This window comes from Pseudoxanthobacter soli DSM 19599, assembly GCF_900148505.1.
GTDB classification, from domain to species: Bacteria; Pseudomonadota; Alphaproteobacteria; order Rhizobiales; family Segnochrobactraceae; genus Pseudoxanthobacter; species Pseudoxanthobacter soli.
Genome location: NZ_FRXO01000002.1, coordinates 122189 through 139265, shown reverse-complemented (window position 1 = coordinate 139265; position 17077 = coordinate 122189). Strand labels below are relative to the sequence as shown.

Annotated in this window: 14 protein-coding genes; 6 read left to right on the top strand and 8 right to left on the bottom strand. The window is 70.7% G+C overall.

Annotated elements, in window-relative coordinates:
• Positions 1-8: 8 nt before the first annotated feature.
• On the bottom strand, positions 9-1169 hold the full coding sequence (locus tag BUF17_RS23365; RefSeq protein ID WP_073626293.1) for a GGDEF domain-containing protein: 1161 nt from the start codon (positions 1167-1169) through the stop codon (positions 9-11).
• A 512-nt stretch (positions 1170-1681) separates the two neighbouring features.
• Here BUF17_RS23365 and BUF17_RS05095 point away from each other — a divergent pair.
• Positions 1682-3103, top strand: coding sequence for a leucyl aminopeptidase family protein (locus BUF17_RS05095; protein ID WP_428977629.1), 1422 nt, complete (start codon positions 1682-1684; stop codon positions 3101-3103).
• Positions 3103-3957 (top strand): C40 family peptidase, encoded by an 855-nt coding sequence (locus BUF17_RS05090; RefSeq protein WP_073626290.1) that lies wholly within the window; start codon positions 3103-3105, stop codon positions 3955-3957. Before BUF17_RS05095 ends, BUF17_RS05090 begins: the two co-directional genes overlap by 1 nt.
• Before the next feature lie 30 nt (positions 3958-3987).
• On the opposite strand, the gene BUF17_RS05085 is transcribed toward BUF17_RS05090, so the two are convergent.
• From BUF17_RS05085 to BUF17_RS05075, 3 genes are all read right to left on the bottom strand, one after another.
• A complete protein-coding gene (locus tag BUF17_RS05085) occupies positions 3988-5163 on the bottom strand; it encodes a Gfo/Idh/MocA family protein (RefSeq protein WP_073626287.1) in 1176 nt (391 codons plus the stop codon).
• A gap of 41 nt (positions 5164-5204) precedes the next feature.
• Positions 5205-6260 carry a sugar phosphate isomerase/epimerase family protein gene (locus BUF17_RS05080; protein WP_073626285.1) on the bottom strand — a complete coding sequence of 352 codons (1056 nt, stop codon included), beginning with the start codon at positions 6258-6260 and terminating at the stop codon, positions 5205-5207.
• A 362-nt stretch (positions 6261-6622) separates the two neighbouring features.
• Positions 6623-7210: a nitroreductase family protein gene (locus tag BUF17_RS05075; RefSeq protein WP_073626283.1), complete on the bottom strand. Its 588-nt coding sequence runs from the start codon at positions 7208-7210 to the stop codon at positions 6623-6625.
• Between the two features lie 313 nt (positions 7211-7523).
• Here BUF17_RS05075 and BUF17_RS05070 point away from each other — a divergent pair, with 313 nt between their 5' ends.
• From BUF17_RS05070 to arfB, 3 genes are all read left to right on the top strand, one after another.
• Positions 7524-8525, top strand: a complete 1002-nt coding sequence (locus BUF17_RS05070; RefSeq protein WP_073626280.1) for a glycosyltransferase — start codon at positions 7524-7526, stop codon at positions 8523-8525.
• Between the two features lie 151 nt (positions 8526-8676).
• A complete protein-coding gene (locus BUF17_RS05065; protein ID WP_073626278.1) occupies positions 8677-9021 on the top strand; it encodes a cupin domain-containing protein in 345 nt (114 codons plus the stop codon).
• Positions 9022-9038: 17 nt separating this feature from the next.
• Entirely contained in the window at positions 9039-9470 is a 432-nt protein-coding gene (gene arfB / locus BUF17_RS05060) for an alternative ribosome rescue aminoacyl-tRNA hydrolase ArfB (protein WP_244530767.1), read from the top strand.
• 93 nt (positions 9471-9563) lie between these two features.
• Here the strand turns inward: arfB and BUF17_RS05055 are convergent, their stop codons facing one another.
• The gene (locus tag BUF17_RS05055) at positions 9564-10511 is read right to left on the bottom strand and encodes a LysR substrate-binding domain-containing protein (RefSeq protein WP_073626276.1); all 948 of its coding nucleotides are present in this window, start codon (positions 10509-10511) and stop codon (positions 9564-9566) included.
• 121 nt (positions 10512-10632) lie between these two features.
• Between BUF17_RS05055 and BUF17_RS05050 the strand changes: the two genes are divergently transcribed.
• Positions 10633-10863, top strand: a complete 231-nt coding sequence (locus tag BUF17_RS05050; protein ID WP_073626274.1) for a hypothetical protein — start codon at positions 10633-10635, stop codon at positions 10861-10863.
• A 255-nt stretch (positions 10864-11118) separates the two neighbouring features.
• Here BUF17_RS05050 and BUF17_RS05045 read toward each other — a convergent pair whose 3' ends face one another.
• The 3 genes from BUF17_RS05045 to BUF17_RS05035 are packed head-to-tail and all read right to left on the bottom strand — an operon-like array spanning position 11119 to position 17065.
• Entirely contained in the window at positions 11119-13224 is a 2106-nt protein-coding gene (locus BUF17_RS05045; protein WP_073626272.1) for a hypothetical protein, read from the bottom strand.
• 56 nt (positions 13225-13280) lie between these two features.
• On the bottom strand, positions 13281-16148 hold the full coding sequence (locus BUF17_RS05040; protein WP_073626270.1) for a DUF4159 domain-containing protein: 2868 nt from the start codon (positions 16146-16148) through the stop codon (positions 13281-13283).
• Positions 16148-17065, bottom strand: coding sequence for a DUF58 domain-containing protein (locus BUF17_RS05035; RefSeq protein ID WP_073627122.1), 918 nt, complete (start codon positions 17063-17065; stop codon positions 16148-16150). Before BUF17_RS05035 ends, BUF17_RS05040 begins: the two co-directional genes overlap by 1 nt.
• Between the last annotated feature and the right edge of the window lie 12 nt (positions 17066-17077).

The following is a 17077-nucleotide window of genomic DNA, read 5'->3' as shown; positions in this document are numbered from 1 at the left end:
GTGCCGGGTCAGGCGGAGATGGCGCGCGGTGAGGCGACGATGATCTTCTCGCCGCCGCTGCGCTTCGCCTCATAGAGCGCGACGTCGGCCGCCGAGACCAGCGTCTCGAAGGTGTCGGTGTCGAGCGATGACGTGGCGATGCCGGCGGAGGCGGTGCAGCGCGTGCGGCAGCCGGGAACGTCGGCGGCAAGCCGCGTGAAGTGCGTCACCAGCCGGTGCGCGGCGGCGAAGGCCTGGTCGGCGTCGGTATCCGGCAGCACGCAGACGAACTCCTCGCCGCCGATCCGCCCACTCTCGTCGCCGGCCCGCAGGGTCTGCCGGATGGCGTCCGCGAACGCGGCGAGCACCGCGTCTCCCGTCGGATGCCCGAACCGGTCGTTGATGGTCTTGAAGTGGTCGAGGTCGAGCGCGACCACCGAAACCGGCCGGCGGTGCCGTGAAGCGTGGCTGAGCAGGGCATGGCCGCGTTCGAAAATCGCCCGCCGATTGTTCAGACCGGTCAACGGATCCGTCAGGGCGATGGCCCGCAGCTGCAATTCGAGCCGTTCCCGTGTCAGCATCACCACCAGCAGGCCGATGATCTGGGAGAACACGATGCCCTCGATGGCGACGGGCGAGAACCAGTCGCTGAACAGCGGCAGACCGTGGGGAATGGGCAGCGCGAACGCGAAGGGAATGCGCAGGATGACCGCGATGCCATGGAGGCCGAGGATGACCGCGACCGGATAACGGCTGCTCAAGCCGTCGGCGCGGGCGAATTCCCGAGCGGAAATCAGCGCGTAGGCTGCGGTGATGACCGTCGCGAGCGAAACCCGGACCGGCACCGCGACATAGGCCTGTGGAAGTTCGGAGGCGATCAGCCACACCGTGGGGCCGATGAGGGCGAGCCATGGCTTCGCCGGCAGCCGGTTGAACACCCGGCCCGCGATCCAGATCAGGCCGATGCTCCACATCGTCACTGCGACGGCGAAACTCGTGGTGATCCACTCCGGAAGGATGTCGCGCGCCGTCATCAGCAGGATCGCGACAGACCCGCTGAAATAGGCCGCGCACGACCACATGAGCACGCGCTCGGCCCTGTTCTGCCACCAGCACCACAGCAGCAGCAGCGTTCCGACCGTCGTGCTCGCGACGAGCACGGAAAACAGCGTTCGAGGATCGGCAGCCATCTCGCCTCAGGGGAAAAGCGACATGCCGGATGCTAGAGCATCCGCCCCCGCCGCGCGATGTGGATTTTCGTGCAATTCACGGCGACCAAGCCCCGCGAGGGCGCCGAAATAAAAACGGGCCGGCTCTAGGGCCGGCCCGAATGTCGCGCCAAAAGGTCCAGGGGGGGACCATGCATCTATCAGAGCCACGGCATCGGGGGGCTGGGGGGCTGACTATTTCCGTTGCCCGACCCGACAGAGCTTCGGCTGCGACAAGGACCATCATATGCCCCATGATGGCTCGTGAACGGCGGGAATGAGGCATCTTCGTGATAATCGTTCGCGTGCTGTCTATTTTATGTGCAGCCGCTTTTCTCCCCGTTGCTTTCAACAGGGTTCACGGCCGCGATCGCGCGACACATCCGCCGGGCGCTGCGGTGCCCTGCTGATCGGGCGATTCCCTCCGGTCTGAAAGCGCTCTAGGGTCTGGCTTCAGAACCGCCGCAGGAGTGCCGCCCGTGTCCGATTGCCTGATCCCGTCCGACGCCGCATCCGCGACGATCCCCATCTACGGCGTGCGGCCGGCCGAGGCCGAGACGACGGCCGCGCGGCTCTGCGCGGGCGGGGAGGTCTACGCGGCCGGGTGCCTGCGCGCCCAGCGATTTGAGGGCGCAGCGGGAAGCCTCGCCGTGCTGCCGGGTGACAACGGCGCGCCGTCGGCGGTGCTGTTCGGGCTTGGGGCCGGGCCGGCCGATCCGCTGGCCGCCGGCGCCCTCGCCACCGGCCTGCCGCCGGGAGACTATGCCCTGGCGGAGGGCTTCGACGATCCCGCGGCCGCGGTGATCGCGTTCGCGCTCGGCGCCTATCGCTTCACCCGCTACAAGGCCGGCAAGCCGCGCGATGTCCGCCTCGCCGTTCCGGCCGGCGTCGATGGTGACGACGTCCTGCGCATCGTCGCCGGCGTCTATCTCGCCCGCGACCTCATCAACACCCCGCCCAACGACATGGGGCCGGAAGAACTGGCCTCCGCGGCGCTCGATCTCGCGGCCCGTCACGATGCCGCGATCGAGATCGTCGTCGGCGACGACCTGCTGGCGCAGGGCTTTCCGCTCGTTCACGCGGTCGGTGCCGGCAGCCCGCGGGCGCCACGGCTGATCGACATGCGCTGGGGCGCCCCGTCGCATCCGCGCGTCACCCTCGTCGGCAAGGGTGTGTGCTTCGACACCGGCGGCCTCGACATCAAGCCGTCGAGCGGCATGCTCCTGATGAAGAAGGACATGGGCGGGGCCGCCAATGTGCTCGGCCTCGCCCACATGATCATGGACGCGAAGCTGCCGGTGAATCTCCGCGTCATCGTGCCGGCGGTGGAGAACGCCGTCTCCGGCACGAGCTTCCGCCCGAGCGACGTCTATCCGAGCCGCAAGGGCCTCACCGTCGAGATCGGCAACACCGACGCGGAGGGCCGGCTGGTTCTGGCCGATGCGCTGGCGCTCGCCTGCGAGGAAAAGCCGGACCTTCTGATCGACCTCGCCACGCTCACCGGTGCGGCACGTGTCGCCGTCGGGCCGGACCTGCCGCCGTTCTACACCGACGACGAGGCGCTGGCGGCCGATCTCGGCCGGCTGTCGATGGAGGTCGGCGATCCGGTGTGGCGCCTGCCGCTGTGGCGACCCTATGCGCGCTGGCTCGATTCGAAGGTCGCCGACATCAACAACAACTCCGCCGCGCCGTTCGCCGGCTCGGTCACGGCCGCGCTGTTCCTCGCCCGCTTCGTCGAGGGCGCGGGCGCGTGGGTCCATTTCGACATCTACGGCTGGGCGCCCCAGTCGCGGCCGGGCCGGGTCGAAGGCGGCGAGGCACAGTCGATCCGCGCGCTCTATGCGCTCCTGAAGGAACGCCTCGCGGCCGGCACCCTCACGGGCGCGCTCGGCGGCAGCCGGCAGGGGGCGCGGTGATGCGCGACATCGAACCGAGGCTGACGCCGGCGCGGAGCGACCTCGCCGCGGAACGGCTGCGCGGCCGGGTCGAGGCCGCGCGCTTCGTGCCGGGCGAGGTCCGCCGCGTCGCCGCGCCGCTCGCGCCGCTGCGCCGCTCTCCGCGATCCGATGCACCGCTCGACACCGAGGCGCTGGCGGGCGACGTCGTCACCGTCTACGAGGAAACCATCGAAGGCTGGGCCTGGGGCGAACTCGACCGCGACGGCTATGTCGGCTATCTGCCCGCCGACATGCTCGGGCCGGCCGATCCCGCGCCGACCCACCATGTCACGGCCCTGAAGACGTTCGTCTATCCGGCGGCGGAGATGAAGCTGCCGCCGCTCGCCGCCCTGCCGCTCGGGGCCGGCGTCACCGTCGTCGGCGAGACGGAGAAGCGCGGCCTGACCTACGCGCTGCTCGCCAGCGGCCACGCAGTGGTCGCCCGCCACCTCGCCCCCCTGGACGCGGCGCAGTCCGATTTCGTCGCCGTCGCCGAGCGTCTGATTGGGGTGCCCTATCTCTGGGGCGGCACGTCGAGCTTCGGCATCGACTGCTCCGGCCTCGTGCAGCTTGCCCTTCGCCTCACCGGGCGGACGGTGCTGCGGGACACGGACCTGCAGGAAAAGACCGTCGGCGCACCCGTCTCGATCGAGGACGGCCGCCTGCGCGGCGACCTCCTGTTCTGGCCGGGGCACGTCGCGATCATGCTCGACGGGACCCGGATGATCCACGCCAGCGGTTTCCACATGGAGGTCGTGGTGGAGGATGTCGCTGCCGCCGCCGCGCGCATTGCGGCGGGCGGCGTGCAGCTTTCGTCGGTCCGGCGGCTGTAAGGCCTGCGCGTGTAAAGGTTCGGGCGCCGCTCAGAGCGGCACCCACACGCCTCCCTTGGCGCTGGAGGCGACGGCTGCCTCGATGAAGGCGACGCCGCGCACGCCGTCCTCGACCGTCGGATAGAGCACCTCGGCATCGGGGGCCGAACCGGTACGCGCCGCGCGGATCGCCCGGGCGGCCTCGCCGTAGAGATTGGCGAAGCCCTCCAGATAGCCTTCCGGGTGGCCGGAGGGGATGCGCGTCAGCCGCGCCGCGGCCGCGTTGGCATGGGCCGTGCCGCGGGTGATGAGCCGCGTCGCCTCGCCGAGCGGCGACCAGTGCAGATCGTTCGGCTGCTCCTGCGACCAGGAAAGCCCGCCCTTCTCGCCGTAGAGCCTGAGCACCAGCCGGTTCTCGTTGCCGATGGCGACCTGGCTCGCCCACAGCATCCCCGTGGCGCCGCCCTCGAAGCGCAGCAGCACGTTGGCATTGTCATCGAGCCGGCGCCCCTCGACGAAGATCGAGAGATCGGCGCACAGGCTCGTCGCGTTGAGCCCGCTCACGAACGAGGCGAGGTTGAAGGCGTGGGTGCCGATATCGCCGACCGAGCCGCCCGCGCCCGACCGCTTCGGATCGGTGCGCCAGTCGGCCTGCTTGTGGCCGGTGCCCTCGAGCGGGGTGGCGAGCCAGCCCTGGGCATATTCCACCTGCACCACCCGCAGCCGGCCGAGCTCGCCCGCCGCCACCATTGCCCGCGCATGGCGGATCATCGGATAGGCGGTGTAGTTGTGGGTGAGGATGAACAGCCGCCCGGTGCGCTTCACCGTCTCGGCGAGGCTGCGCGCTTCCTCCAGCGTCGTCGTCATCGGCTTGTCGCAGATGACGTGGAAGCCCGCCTCCAGCGCCGCCTTCGCCGGGGCGTAGTGGACGTGGTTCGGGGTGACGATGGCGATCGCCTCCACCTTGTCCGGCCGGGCGCTCTCGCGCTCGATCAGCTCCTGCCAGCTCGCATAGCTGCGGTCCGGCGCGATGCCGAGTGCGCGGGCGGAGGCGACGGCGCGTTCCGGCTCCGACGACAGCGCGCCGGCGACGAGGGCGAACTCGTCGTCGAGCCGGGCGGCGAGGCGGTGCACCGCGCCGATGAAGGCACCCTGGCCGCCGCCGACCATGGCATAGGAAATGCGGTCCGGCCCCGGTGAACCGTCGTCGCGTCCGGTGATGGACATGGGGTCGTCTCCTCCGTTCTGTCTTGTTCTTGTCGGGCGGGTCAGCCGATGCCGAGCATCCGCCGGTTGGCGGCCTCGTCGGTGTCGGCGCCGGCGAAGTCGTCGAACGCCTTTTCCGTTACGCGGATGATGTGATCGGCGATGAAGGCCGCGCCCTCGCGCGCCCCGTCCTCCGGGTGCTTCAGGCAGCATTCCCATTCGAGCACCGCCCAGCCCGGGAAGTCGTACTTGGCGAGCTTGGAGAAGATCGCGGCGAAATCGACCTGTCCGTCGCCGAGCGAGCGGAACCGGCCGGCGCGGTCGATCCACGGCTGGTAGCCGGAATAGACCCCCTGGCGGCCGGTCGGGTTGAACTCCGCATCCTTGACGTGAAACATCTTGATGCGCTCGTGATAGATATCGATGTAGTCGAGATAATCGAGCGCCTGCAGCACGAAGTGCGAGGGATCGTAGAGAATGTTGCAGCGTCGGTGATTGCCGACGCGCTCCAGGAACATCTCGAAGGTGGTGCCGTCGAACAGGTCCTCGCCGGGGTGGATCTCGTAGCAGACGTCCACGCCCACATCGTCGAACGCATCGAGGATCGGCCGCCAGCGCCGCGCCAGTTCGTCGAAGGCCGTCTCGATCAGGCCGGGCGGCCGCTGCGGGAACGGATAGAGATAGGGCCACGCCAGCCCGCCGGAGAAGGTGGCGTGGGCATCGAGCCCGAGATTGGCGGAGGCGCGGGCGGCGAGCTTGAGCTGCTCCACGGCCCATTCCTGCCGGGCGGCGGGGTTGCCGTGCACGGCGGCGGGCGCGAAGCCGTCGCACAGGCTGTCATAGGCGGGATGCACGGCGACGAGGTGGCCCTGCAGATGGGTCGAAAGCTCAGTGATGCTGAGATCGTGGGTCTCCACGATGCCGGCGATCTCGTCGCAATAGGTCTTCGATTCCGCCGCGCGCTTCAGGTCGATCAGGCGGCTGTCCCAGGTCGGGATCTGTACGCCGCGATAGCCGAGCCCGGCCGCCCATTCGGCGATGGAGGCGAGCGAGTTGAACGGCGGCTGGTCGCCGGCGAACTGGGCGAGGAAGATCGCCGGGCCTTTCAGGGTCTTCATCGGGCTGTTTCCTCCGCGGGCGGCGGTTCGTCCGCCATGTTCGGCCGATTGGCTCGGCCCTTTGTCCATCCCGGCCGGAACCGGGGCGATGTCCGCGCGCCCGGGCGATGCCGGCCGCGATCAGAGGCATCGGCACGCCTGAGTGCGACCGTCACCTTCGTCTGAGGAACGAACATCAAAAATCGCGGGGATCCAATCGGGAATTGACGCTGCACCGCAGCAATTCGTCGATGCAGCCGCGTTCCCGGCGGCGCTTTCCTTGGTTTCGGACGGTGTTGCGGCCCGTGCTGACGCGCCCCGCCCGGCGCGCCCGTGCGGCATGGGCCCGAAGGGCGCCCCTCACATTTGCCGGAAGGCCGCCCTCACGCCTCGTCCGGCGACCAGCGCGTCACGACGGATTCGGGGGCCGGGCGCGGCCGGTCCGGCGCGATCAGGCTGGGGCGGCCGATGTGGAACATGCCGGCGGCGCGTTCATCCCGGCCGATGCCGAGCAGGGCGGCGGCGTCGGGATCGCGGACCGGCCATTTCAGCAGCCACTGGCTGGCGAAGCCCATGGCCGCCGCCGCCATCGTCAGCGCCATGCCTGCCGCGCCGGCCGAAAGCTGCTGGTTCCATTCCGGCACCTTGGCGGCGGAATCGGCGCGGCTGACGACGACCACCACGGTCGGCGCCCGCATCAGGTAGAGCGTCCACATGTCCGCCTTTGCGGGGTCGAGCCCGGGATTCTGCTCGGCATAGAGCCGGTCCAGCCGCTCCCCGGCCGCGCGCCGGGCATCGCCCTCAATGACGATGAATCGCCACGGCACCAGCCGTCCGTGGTCCGGCACCCGCGCGGCGATGGCGAGCATCCGCGCCAGGTCCTCCGCCGAAGGCCCGGGCGCGGCCAGCGACCGCAGCGGCGGCGAGCGCCGCGCCTCCAGAAACGCCAGCACCGCCTCATCCGGCCCCATCTCAAGCGGTTCCGGCGGCGGCGACGAGGCGGGGGGAGGGGCGTGGTGGGGCATGGAGGCGGTTACCGTGTCCGTGCTGAAGTCTGGTCCCGCAGATCAGGTCCGGCCGGGTCGTTGTCAAGGCGGGGCCTCTGTCGGGGAGACGCTGAAGCCCACCCCACCTGCCGGGGGGTTATCAGGTCTTGCCGGCGTGCCCACACACCGCCGGGGGATGGACGCGGCCGCGCCGGTCGATTACGGAGAACCGATGCCGTTCGAATGCGCCCCTGACCTCCCGTCCCGCGCCGCCGGCGCCAACGCCTTCTGAAGCCTCATGCGGATCATCCTCTGCGGCCCCGGCTACAAGAACAAGTTCGCGGGCTTCTATTATTCGTACGACAAGAAGTTCCTCAACGGGCTGATCCGGGAGGGGCACAATGTCGTGCACTTCCGCGACCGCGACGAATCGCGCATCGCCCACACCGCCATGCCGCCGATCGGGCGGGCGCGCTCCAACCTGTCGCTTCTGGAAATCTGCGAGCATTTCCGGCCCGAACTGGTCGCGCTGTTCCATGCCGATGTCGTCACCGACGCCACGCTCGATGCCATCCGCAAGCTCTCGCCCGGCTGCCGCATCGTCAATGTCGATTGCGACGCGCTGATCGACGGCCACGTCATGAAGCGCATGACGGCGCGCGGCCCCCGGGTCGATGCCTCGTTCGTCACCACCGGCGGCGAGCCGCTGGCGCGGCTCAGGGCCGCGGGCGTCAAGGCCGCCTACATCCCGAACCCGACCGATGCCTCGATGGAGGATATCGATGCCTTTGCCGTCGAGGAGAAGTCGACCGACCTGATGTATGTGTCGAGCTATGGCCCCGGGGCGTCGCAGTGGGCCTTCCTGGAGGAGGTGACGCGGCGCGCGCCCAAGGTGCGCATCGTCGGCCACGGCGCCTCCAAGCGCCGCCTGCTGGGACGGGCCTATTTCGAGGCGCTCGCCGCGGCGAAATGCGCGCTCAACTGGTCGAAATATAACGACGTGCCGTTCTATTCCTCCGACCGCATCGCGCAATTGTTCGGCTCGGGGCTCTGCGTCTGCCTGCCGCGCTCCATCGGCTACCAGCGCTTCCTCGGCGAGGACGACGCGGTGTTCTTCTCCACCGCCGCCGATCTCGCCCAGCGGCTGACGGCGATCATCGGCGACGGCTCGTGGCGCGATATCGGCCACTCCGGTCGCGACCGCTACCGCAAGCTGTTCAACGAGCGCCGCCTCGCGCGCTATCTCGTCGCCGCGAGCTTCGGCGAGGACGTGCGCGGCTACGAATGGTCGGATATCTGACGCCGCGCCGCGTCTGCGTCGGAGGCGGCCATTGGAAGAAATCGCTCCGGATTCAAAAGCTTGAACATGCCCTTGTCGTTCAGATCGGTTCAATCTGAACGGGATATGCTCTAGGCTCCCCGTCGACACCAACGCACCGGAGACCCGTTCCATGGCCGATATCGCCACGCCCGCCGTCCATTCCCTGCGGCTTCAGTCGTCGCTGAAGATCGGTGATGGCACGCCGACCGGGGCCGACAATCTCTACACCGATCCCGCGGGCGAGCTCAGCGTCGGCTACTGGGTGTCGGACGTCACCTCGATGCCCGTCAACTACACCGAGGACGAGGTCTGCGTGATCCTCGAAGGCCGTGTCCGTCTCACCGCCGCCGACGGCGCCAGCGAGACCTACGGCCCGGGCGACCACTTCTTCATCCCGTCTGGCTTCAGCGGCACGTGGGAGACGCTGGAGCCGATCCGCAAGCTCTACGTCATCCGCGAGAAGCTCACCGTCTGACGGCCGGAGCCGAAGCCGTGGCCGCGCGCGATCCGATCCCCGTCACCGACGCCATCGTCCTCGATCCGGCCGAGATCGAGGAAACGTTCATCCGCGCCTCCGGTCCGGGCGGGCAGAACGTCAACAAGGTGTCGACGGCGGTGCAGTTGCGGTTCGATGCCCGCCGCTCGCGCTCGCTGCCGGATGCGGTGTCGATCCGGCTGCAGAAGCTCGCCGGCAAGCGGCTCACGGCGGAAGGCGTGATCGTCATCACCGCCGACCGCCACCGCACCCAGGAACGTAACCGGCAGGATGCCGTGGACCGCCTCGTCGAAATGATCCGCGAGGCGGCGGTGCCGCCGGTCAAGCGGCGGGCGACGCGGCCGACGCTCGCCTCGAAGGTGCGCCGGCTCGACGCCAAGGTGCAGCGCGGCCGCACCAAGACCCTGCGCGGCCGCGTGGACGACTGAGGCCGCGTGGAAGACTGAACGTCTCCGCATCACTCGGCGCGCGTTCTTCCGGGCCCACCCAGCCGGGCTTCGTCGCTGCGAGGGAAGGGGGCGTCAGTCTTTTCCGGTCGCGGCTCCCGCGTTGGCCTCGGCTGCCTCGGGCCGGTCGGCCGCCCGGCCGCCGGTGCGCGTCTCGTCCGCCTGCGCCACGATCCACTTGCGGAACAGCCGCACGGCCGGCCGCTCGGTGTGTGGATCGGGCGAGACCAGATAATAGACGTGGCCGTTGGAGACCGCTTCCGGCACCAGCACCTGCAGCCGTCCGGCCGCGATGTCGTCTTCCGCCATCGCCAGGTCGGTGACGGCGACGCCGCGCCCGGCTTCGGCCGCCCGAAGCGCGAAATCGAGCGTGTCGAAGGTCTCGCCATGCTCGCAATCGAACGGCCCGCCGGACCAGTTGCGCGACCAGAGCCGCCAGTCGTGGTGGTTCGCGCAATGCAGCAGCGGGAAGCGCTCGAAATCGGCCCCGCTCGCCGGCGGCTTGCGGCCGGCGATGAAAGCCGGCGCGCACACCGGCGCCAGCCGCTCCTCGAACAGTTCCGTCAGGTTTTCCGCCGGCCACGCGCCCGGGCGCAGCCGCACGCCGAGGTCGAAGCCGCCGTCGCCGGGGTCGGTGCAGGCCCACAGCATGGAAACTTCGGCGGTCACCTTGGGGTGGGCGGCCTCGAACTGCCGCAGCCGCGGCCACAGCCAGCGCACGCCGAAGGTCGGCGGCACGCGGATCTTCAGCGTCCACGGGTCGCGCTGCAGGCGGTCGACGCCCTCGGCGATGCGGTTGAAGGCATCATGCAGGGTTGCGGCGAGGCGTTCGCCCTCGGCCGAAAGCACCACGCCGCGATGCACCCGGCGGAACAGCGAGACGCCGAGTTCCTGCTCCAGCAGACGGATCTGCCGGCTGACGGCACTTTGGGTCACGTTCAGCTCCTCCGCAGCGCGTGTCACCCCGCCGAGCCGGGCGGCGGTCTCGAACGTCCTGAGGGCGGTGAGGGAGGGCAGCCGCATCGGTCCTCGCACGGAGTTTCACATGAGTTTAACGCACGGTCACGGAACAAAGTAATCGATTGAGTAGTCGCCTCAAGGGGCGGATAAAGCCAGCCTGGAAACGAACGAACAGGAGGCTTCCATGACCAGCAAGAATGCCAGTCTGCATGGGGCCGCCCTCCTGCGCAACGGTCGCGAAAGCGGCCTCGCAGCGGCGATCCGTGCCTACGGCGCCACGCGACGCGCCCGCTTGGACGAGGCGCAGCACCGGCGCGACCTGCACCGGCTGCTGGAGACGAGCGAGCACCTCGTGCGCGATATCGGGCTCGACCCGGGCGATGTCCGCCGTTCCCTGGAGCGCTTTCCGATCTGATGGCAACATCAGATCGACAAGAAATCGCCCCAGATTCAAAAGCTTGAGCATATCCTTGTCGTTCAGATCGATCCGATCTGAACGGGTTATGCTCTCGACACCCTCGACGGCGGCGCCTGATCCGGGCCGCTCCCGCGGGACCGATCCGGTCCCGACGACGGAACGCGCTCCGGATCCTCGCTGCCCGTCCGGGCCCGCCGGGCCGGGTTCGCCCCCTGATCCGCCCGGCGGCGCCTGAGGCCGCGTTCTGCTGCCTCAGCGCCGCGAGAACCGCCGCAGGCCTTCGCGCAGCCACGTCGACGACATCAGCCCCAGCAGCACGGCAAGGCCGAGGAAGCCGGCGAACAGCGGCACCTTGACGAGACCGTCCAGCACCGAGGCGTCGGTGGTCTTGAGCGCGATCCAGTCGTCGCCGCCATAACGCGGCGCATTGCGCAGCATCGTCACGCGCGGCATCTCCACCTTGCCGTCGCCGGTCTCGATGCGGCGCACCGTGCCGCCGGTCGCATCGGCGATCGGTTTCAGCACGTCGGTGGTCGAGCGCACGTCGGCGAGTTCGCGCGGGTTCGGCGGGCCGACATGGGCCAGCGCCTTGCGCTCGCCGTCGGTGGCGAGATAGAGCCCGACGCCCGAGGCCGGCACGTCCGCCCGCCACAGGCCCGGCTCGATCTCCTTCATCGCCACGGCGGTGGTCTTGCCGGCCGGATCCGTCAGCGTGATGGTGCCGATCTTGTCGCCGAGCGTCTGGCGCTCCACCACCAGCCCGTCGCCGCGGGCCGAAAGCCGCAGCGCCTCTTCCTCCAGCTCCGGCTCCTTCATCAGCCAGTGCGCCAGCCGGCGTAGCAACTGCACGTGCGGCCCGCCGCCTTCGTAGCCGCGCGCCCACAGCCAGGCGTGGTCGGAGAGCAGCGCCGCGGTGCGTCCCTCGCCCTCGCGGCCGAGGATCAGCAGCGGCCGGCCTTCGGCGCCGTTCATGATGGTCTGGCCGGAACTCGGGTTGGCGTCGATCATCCGGAACCACTGGCTCCACGCCGGTGGGTTCGAGGCCGATCCCGGCAGGTCGCGCGTCACCGGATGGTGCTTTCCGGTCTCGGTGATGCCCGGCCGGAACGGCTCCTCGATCACGCGGCCGGTCGGCTCGGCCGGCAGCACGCTGCCGAGCGGGGTCTCGAACAGGGTGGCGCCGGTGAAGGTCTCCGGGTCCTGCGGCGGCCCTTCGGAGACGAGCACCGCGCCGCCCTTGCGCACGTACTCGGCGATGTTGTCGAAATAGACCAGCGGCAGGATGCCCCGCTGGTGGTAGCGGTCGAAGATGATGAGGTCGAACTCATTGATCTTCGTGGAGAACAGTTCCCGCGTCGGGAAGGCGATCAGCGACAGTTCGTTGATGGGGGTGCCGTCCTGCTTCTCTGGCGGCCGCAGGATGGTGAAGTGGACGAGGTCCACCGAGGCGTCGGACTTCAGCAGGTTGCGCCATGTCCGCTCGCCGGCATGGGGCTCGCCGGAAACCAGCAGCACGCGCAGGTTCTCGCGCACGCCGTCGACGATGGCGACCGCGGTGTTGTTGGCCTCGGTCAGCTCGCCCGCCAGCGGTTCCACCTCGAACTCGAAGATGTTCTGCCCGCCGTGGGCGATATCGATGCCGATATCGACGCTGCGGCCGACCGGCACCGTCTGGGTGCCCACGGTCTCGCCGTCGCGGCGCACCGTCAGCCGCGCATCCGCCTGCTGCGATCCGGCGGTGTCCTCCACCTTGAGGCGCACGGTCTGGCGGGTGCCGACGAGGCCGAAGCGCGGCGCGCGTTCCAGCACCAGCCGGCGGTCGATCTCGTCGGCCTTGCCGGTGACGAGCGCATGGACGGGCGCGTTGAAGCCGAGCGCGGCCGGCGCCGGCACGTCGTGCACCTGCCCGTCGGTGATCAGCACTGCGCCGGCGACCCGGTCCGGCGGCACGTCGGAAAGGCCGTTGGCGAGGGCGTCGAACAGCCGCGTGCCGTCGGCCGCCGCCCCGGCGCGGGCGGGCGGCACGTCGATCTCGCGCACCTCGACGTTGCGCTGGCCGGCGATCGCCTGCTCGATGGCCTTGCGGGCGGCCTCCGTCGCCGCCGCGCGGGTGCCGAGCTCCTGGCTCTGGCTGCGGTCGACCACGATGGCGGCGACGCTCGACAGCGGCGTGCGCTTCTCGTCCACCAGCGACGGGTTGGCGAGGGCAGCGGCGAGCGCGAGCCCGGCGACGAGGCGCACCACCGCGCCGCGCATCCGCCGCACCAGTGCGATGCCGGCAAGCGCCACCACGACGGCGGCGAAGCCGGCGATCAGCCAGAGGGGCACCAGCGGGGCAAAGGCGAACGACCAGTTCATCGGCTATCGGTTCGTTTCCGTTCGAGGGTGGGCGTGGGACTGGACCGCTCGCCAGATCACTGGCCGAGCCGCTCCAGCAGCGCCGGCACATGCACCTGGTCGGCCTTGTAGTTGCCGGTCAGCGCGTACATCACGATGTTGATGCCGGAGCGGATGGCGTGCTCGCGCTGTCCGGAATCCGCCGGCACCGTCGGATAGAGCCAGTCGCCCGTGTCCGATACCGCCCAGGCGCCGGCGAAGTCGTTGGCAGTGATGATGATCGGCGATACGCCGTCGCCGGAGCGCACCGGCCTCGTCGCCGTGCCGCCTTCGCCGTCGCCCTCCGCCGGCTCGCTGGCTTCCACCCACAGCGGGCTACCGTCCCACCGTCCGGGGAAGTCCTGCAGCAGATAGAACGCCTTGGTCAGCACGTGATCGGGCGGCACCGGCTCCAGCGGCGGAATGTCGAGGCCGTCGAGAATCTCGCGCAGCTTCGCCGTCGCCGGTCCGACCGAGCCGCCGGTGTTGGAAAGCTGGTCGCGCGTGTCGAACAGGATGGTGCCGCCATTGCGCATGTAGGCGTCGATCCGGGCCATCGCCTTCTCGGAGGGCTTCGGCTGGTCGGGGTCGATCGGCCAGTAGATCACCGGAAAGAACGCAAGCTCGTCGCGTTCGATGTCGATCGGCATCGGCGCACCGGCCTCCAGCGCGGTGCGCTCGCCGAGAAAGCGGGTGAGCCCCTCGAGACCGAGGCGGCTTTCCTCGTCGATGGTGGCGTTGCCGGTGGTGACGTAGCCGATCCGCGTCGCCGTCGTCGCCTCCTCTGCGAACCGCACGGCGGCGGGATCGCTGGCCGGCGCGGGGGCGCTCGCGGACGCGGTGGGCTCGGCCGCCCGGGCCGGGCCGGAGGGCGCGACCAGCAGCGGCGCGGCGAGAAGCGCCGCCGCGATCAGCGACGCCGCGGCCGCCGGGCGCCGCCATCCGAGGCCACGGCCGAGCAGGAGCACGACGAGGCTGTCGGCGAGGAACAGGATCATGACGGCCCCCAGCAGCCACGGTTTCAGGTCCACCGGCCCTTCGGTCGCAAGGTCGGCGCGGTGGGCACGGCCGCCCAGCGCGCCGGGATCGAACGGCGTCAGCGTCACCGCGCCGCTGAACAGGTTCAGAACGCGATAGGCCTGCTCGGCGCCGTAGAGCCCGGGCGGATGGGTCGGGCCGATCGGGGCCTTGTCGAGATCCGTCCCGGGGGCGATCGGCTGCACGTCCGGTCCCGGCGGCACCAGCCGTCCGAGGCCGTCGAGCACGCTCACCGGCGGCAGCGGCTGGCCGCTCGCCACTTCGCCGCTGCCCGAACCGGCGGCCGAGAACGCCACGATCCGGCGCAGCATCTCCACGAACGTGCCCGACAGCGGCAGGTTCGACCACGCGGTGTCGGCGGTGACGTGGAACAGCACGATCCAGCCTTCGCCGCGCTTGCGCGCCGTCACCAGCGGCGTGCCGTCCGCAAGGCTCGCCCAGGTGTGCTCGCCGAGGTCGGCGTCCGGCTCGGCCAGCACCTGCCGGGTCACGGTCACGTCGTCCGGCACCTGAAGGCCGGCGAACGGGCTCGCCGGCGAGAACGCGGCGAGCGGCTGCGGGTTCTCCCATGACAGCGTGCCGCCGAGCACCCGCCCGCCCTGGCGCAGCCGCACCGGCACGAGGTCGTCGTCGTTGCCGGCGGCAAGCCGCGGGCCGGCGAACCGCACCAGCACGCCGCCCTTGTCCACCCACGCCGACAGCGCGTCGTGCGCCGGGCCGGGCAGGCGGCCGATATCGGCGAGCGCGATCACGGAAACGCCGTCCCCGATCAGCCGCTCGACGGAGGCATCGACCTCGGTCTCGCGCGGCTCGCGCAGGTCGGCATAGGGGGCGAGCGCCTGCGAAAGATAATGCAGTGGCGACAGCAGCGGCTGGGCGAGGTCGGCATTGCCGCCGGAGATCAGCCCGACGGTGCGCCGCCGCCAGCGGTCGTCCACCAGATGCACCGCGCCGGCGCTTCTCTCGCCGGCGATCTCGAAGCGGGCGATGTCGTTGCGAAGCTCCGTCGGCAGGTCGAAGCGGGCGACGGCCCCGGCGGCGGTGCCTTCGAACGATGCCTGCACGGTGCCGATCTCGAAGCCCTTCTCGTCGACCGCGCGCACGGCGAACGGCCCGGGCAAGCCGTTTCCGGCGGCGGGCGGCAGCCGTGCGAGGCGAACGGAGAGCGCATCGGCGGTGTTGTCGAGCCCGGCGATGGCAAGGGGGTCCTTGCGGTGGTCCTCAAGGATCGTCACCGGCCCGGAACCGAGCGCCTCCAGCGCGGCGGTGAAGCCGTCGTCTTTGGCCGCCAGCCGGTCGCTGATAAACACGGTCAAGCCCGGCGGCGTCTCCGTGAAGGCGGCGGGAAGCGCCGCGGCGATCGCGGCACGGTCGGTCTGCCACGGGCGCGGCGCCAGCGCGGCCAGCCGCTCGCGCGCGGCGGCGGCCGTTGTCGGCGCGAAGTCCTGCCGTGTGCCTTCGGCGGTCGCGACCAGCGACACGGCGCGGCCGTCGCGCTCGGCGCCGTCGATCGCTTCCTCCGCCGCCTTCTCGCGCGCCTCCCAGTCCGGTCCCGCGGCCCAGCCGTTGTCGACCAGAAGCAAGAGCGGGCCGCTGCCGGCGCCGAGGCCGGGCGTCGGCCGCCACATCGGGCCGGCGAGCGCCACGATCAGCGCGGCGGCGAGCGCCAGCCGCAGCAGCACCAGCCACCACGGGCTATGGGCCGGGGTCTCCTCGCGGCGCGCCAGATCGGCGAGCAGCCGGGTCGGCGGGAACGCCACCCGCCGCGGCCGCGGCGGCGTCAGCCGCAGCAGCCACCAGATCACCGGCAGCAGGGCGAGCGCGCCGAGAACGGCGGGGGCGGCGAAGCCGAGCGGCAGGAACCCCATCAGAACTGTCTCCCGCCGGCCATGCCGCCGCTGCCCGACAGCGCCGCGTGAACGGCAAGCAGCGCCTCGGAGGCGGGGCGGTCCGTGTGGTGGACGATGAACGACCAGCCGGCGCGGATCGCGGCGGCGCGCACCGTCTCGCGGTGGGCGGCCAGGCGGTCGCGATAGGCCGCGCGCCAGTCCTCGGCCCGTCCGGCCACCAGCCGGGCGCCGGTCTCCGGGTCCTCGAACTCGGTGCGCCCGTCGAACGGGAAGGTTTCCTCGGCCGGGTCCAGCACCTGAACGAGATGGCCGCGCACGCCGCGGCCGGCGAGCCCCTCGATCCAGCCGACGAGGTCGTCAACCGGGTCGATCAGGTCGCCGATCGCCACCACGTCGCTGAAGCCGCGGACTTCGCCGATGGCCGGCAGCCCGGACGCGACCGGCTCGTCGCCGCGATGCATCAGCGCGGTGGCGATGCGCTCGGCGGCATTGCGGCTCGCGACCGGAGGGGCGAGCCCGAGCGCGCCGACGCGTTCGCCGCCGCGCGCGGCGAGTTCGGCGAGCGCGATCATCAGCACCACCGCCCGGTCCCGCTTCACGACGTTGGAGAGCGGCGAGCGGAACGCCATCGAGACGGACATGTCGGCCCAGAGCCAAATGGTGTGCGCGGCTTCCCACTCGCGCTCGCGCACATAGAGGTGATCGTCGCGGGCGGAGCGGCGCCAGTCGATCCGGTGCGCCGGTTCGCCGGAGATGAACGGCCGGAACTGCCAGAAGGTCTCGCCGGCGCCGGGCCGGCGGCGGCCGTGCCAGCCGGCGACGACGCTGGCGGCAACCCTCTGCGCCTCCACCAGAAGCTCGGGCAGGGCGGCGGAGAGGGCCTTGGCCTCGACGGTGCGGGCGTCCGGGCCGGGAGCGCCCGCGAGGGTCCGCACCGCCTTCGCCCG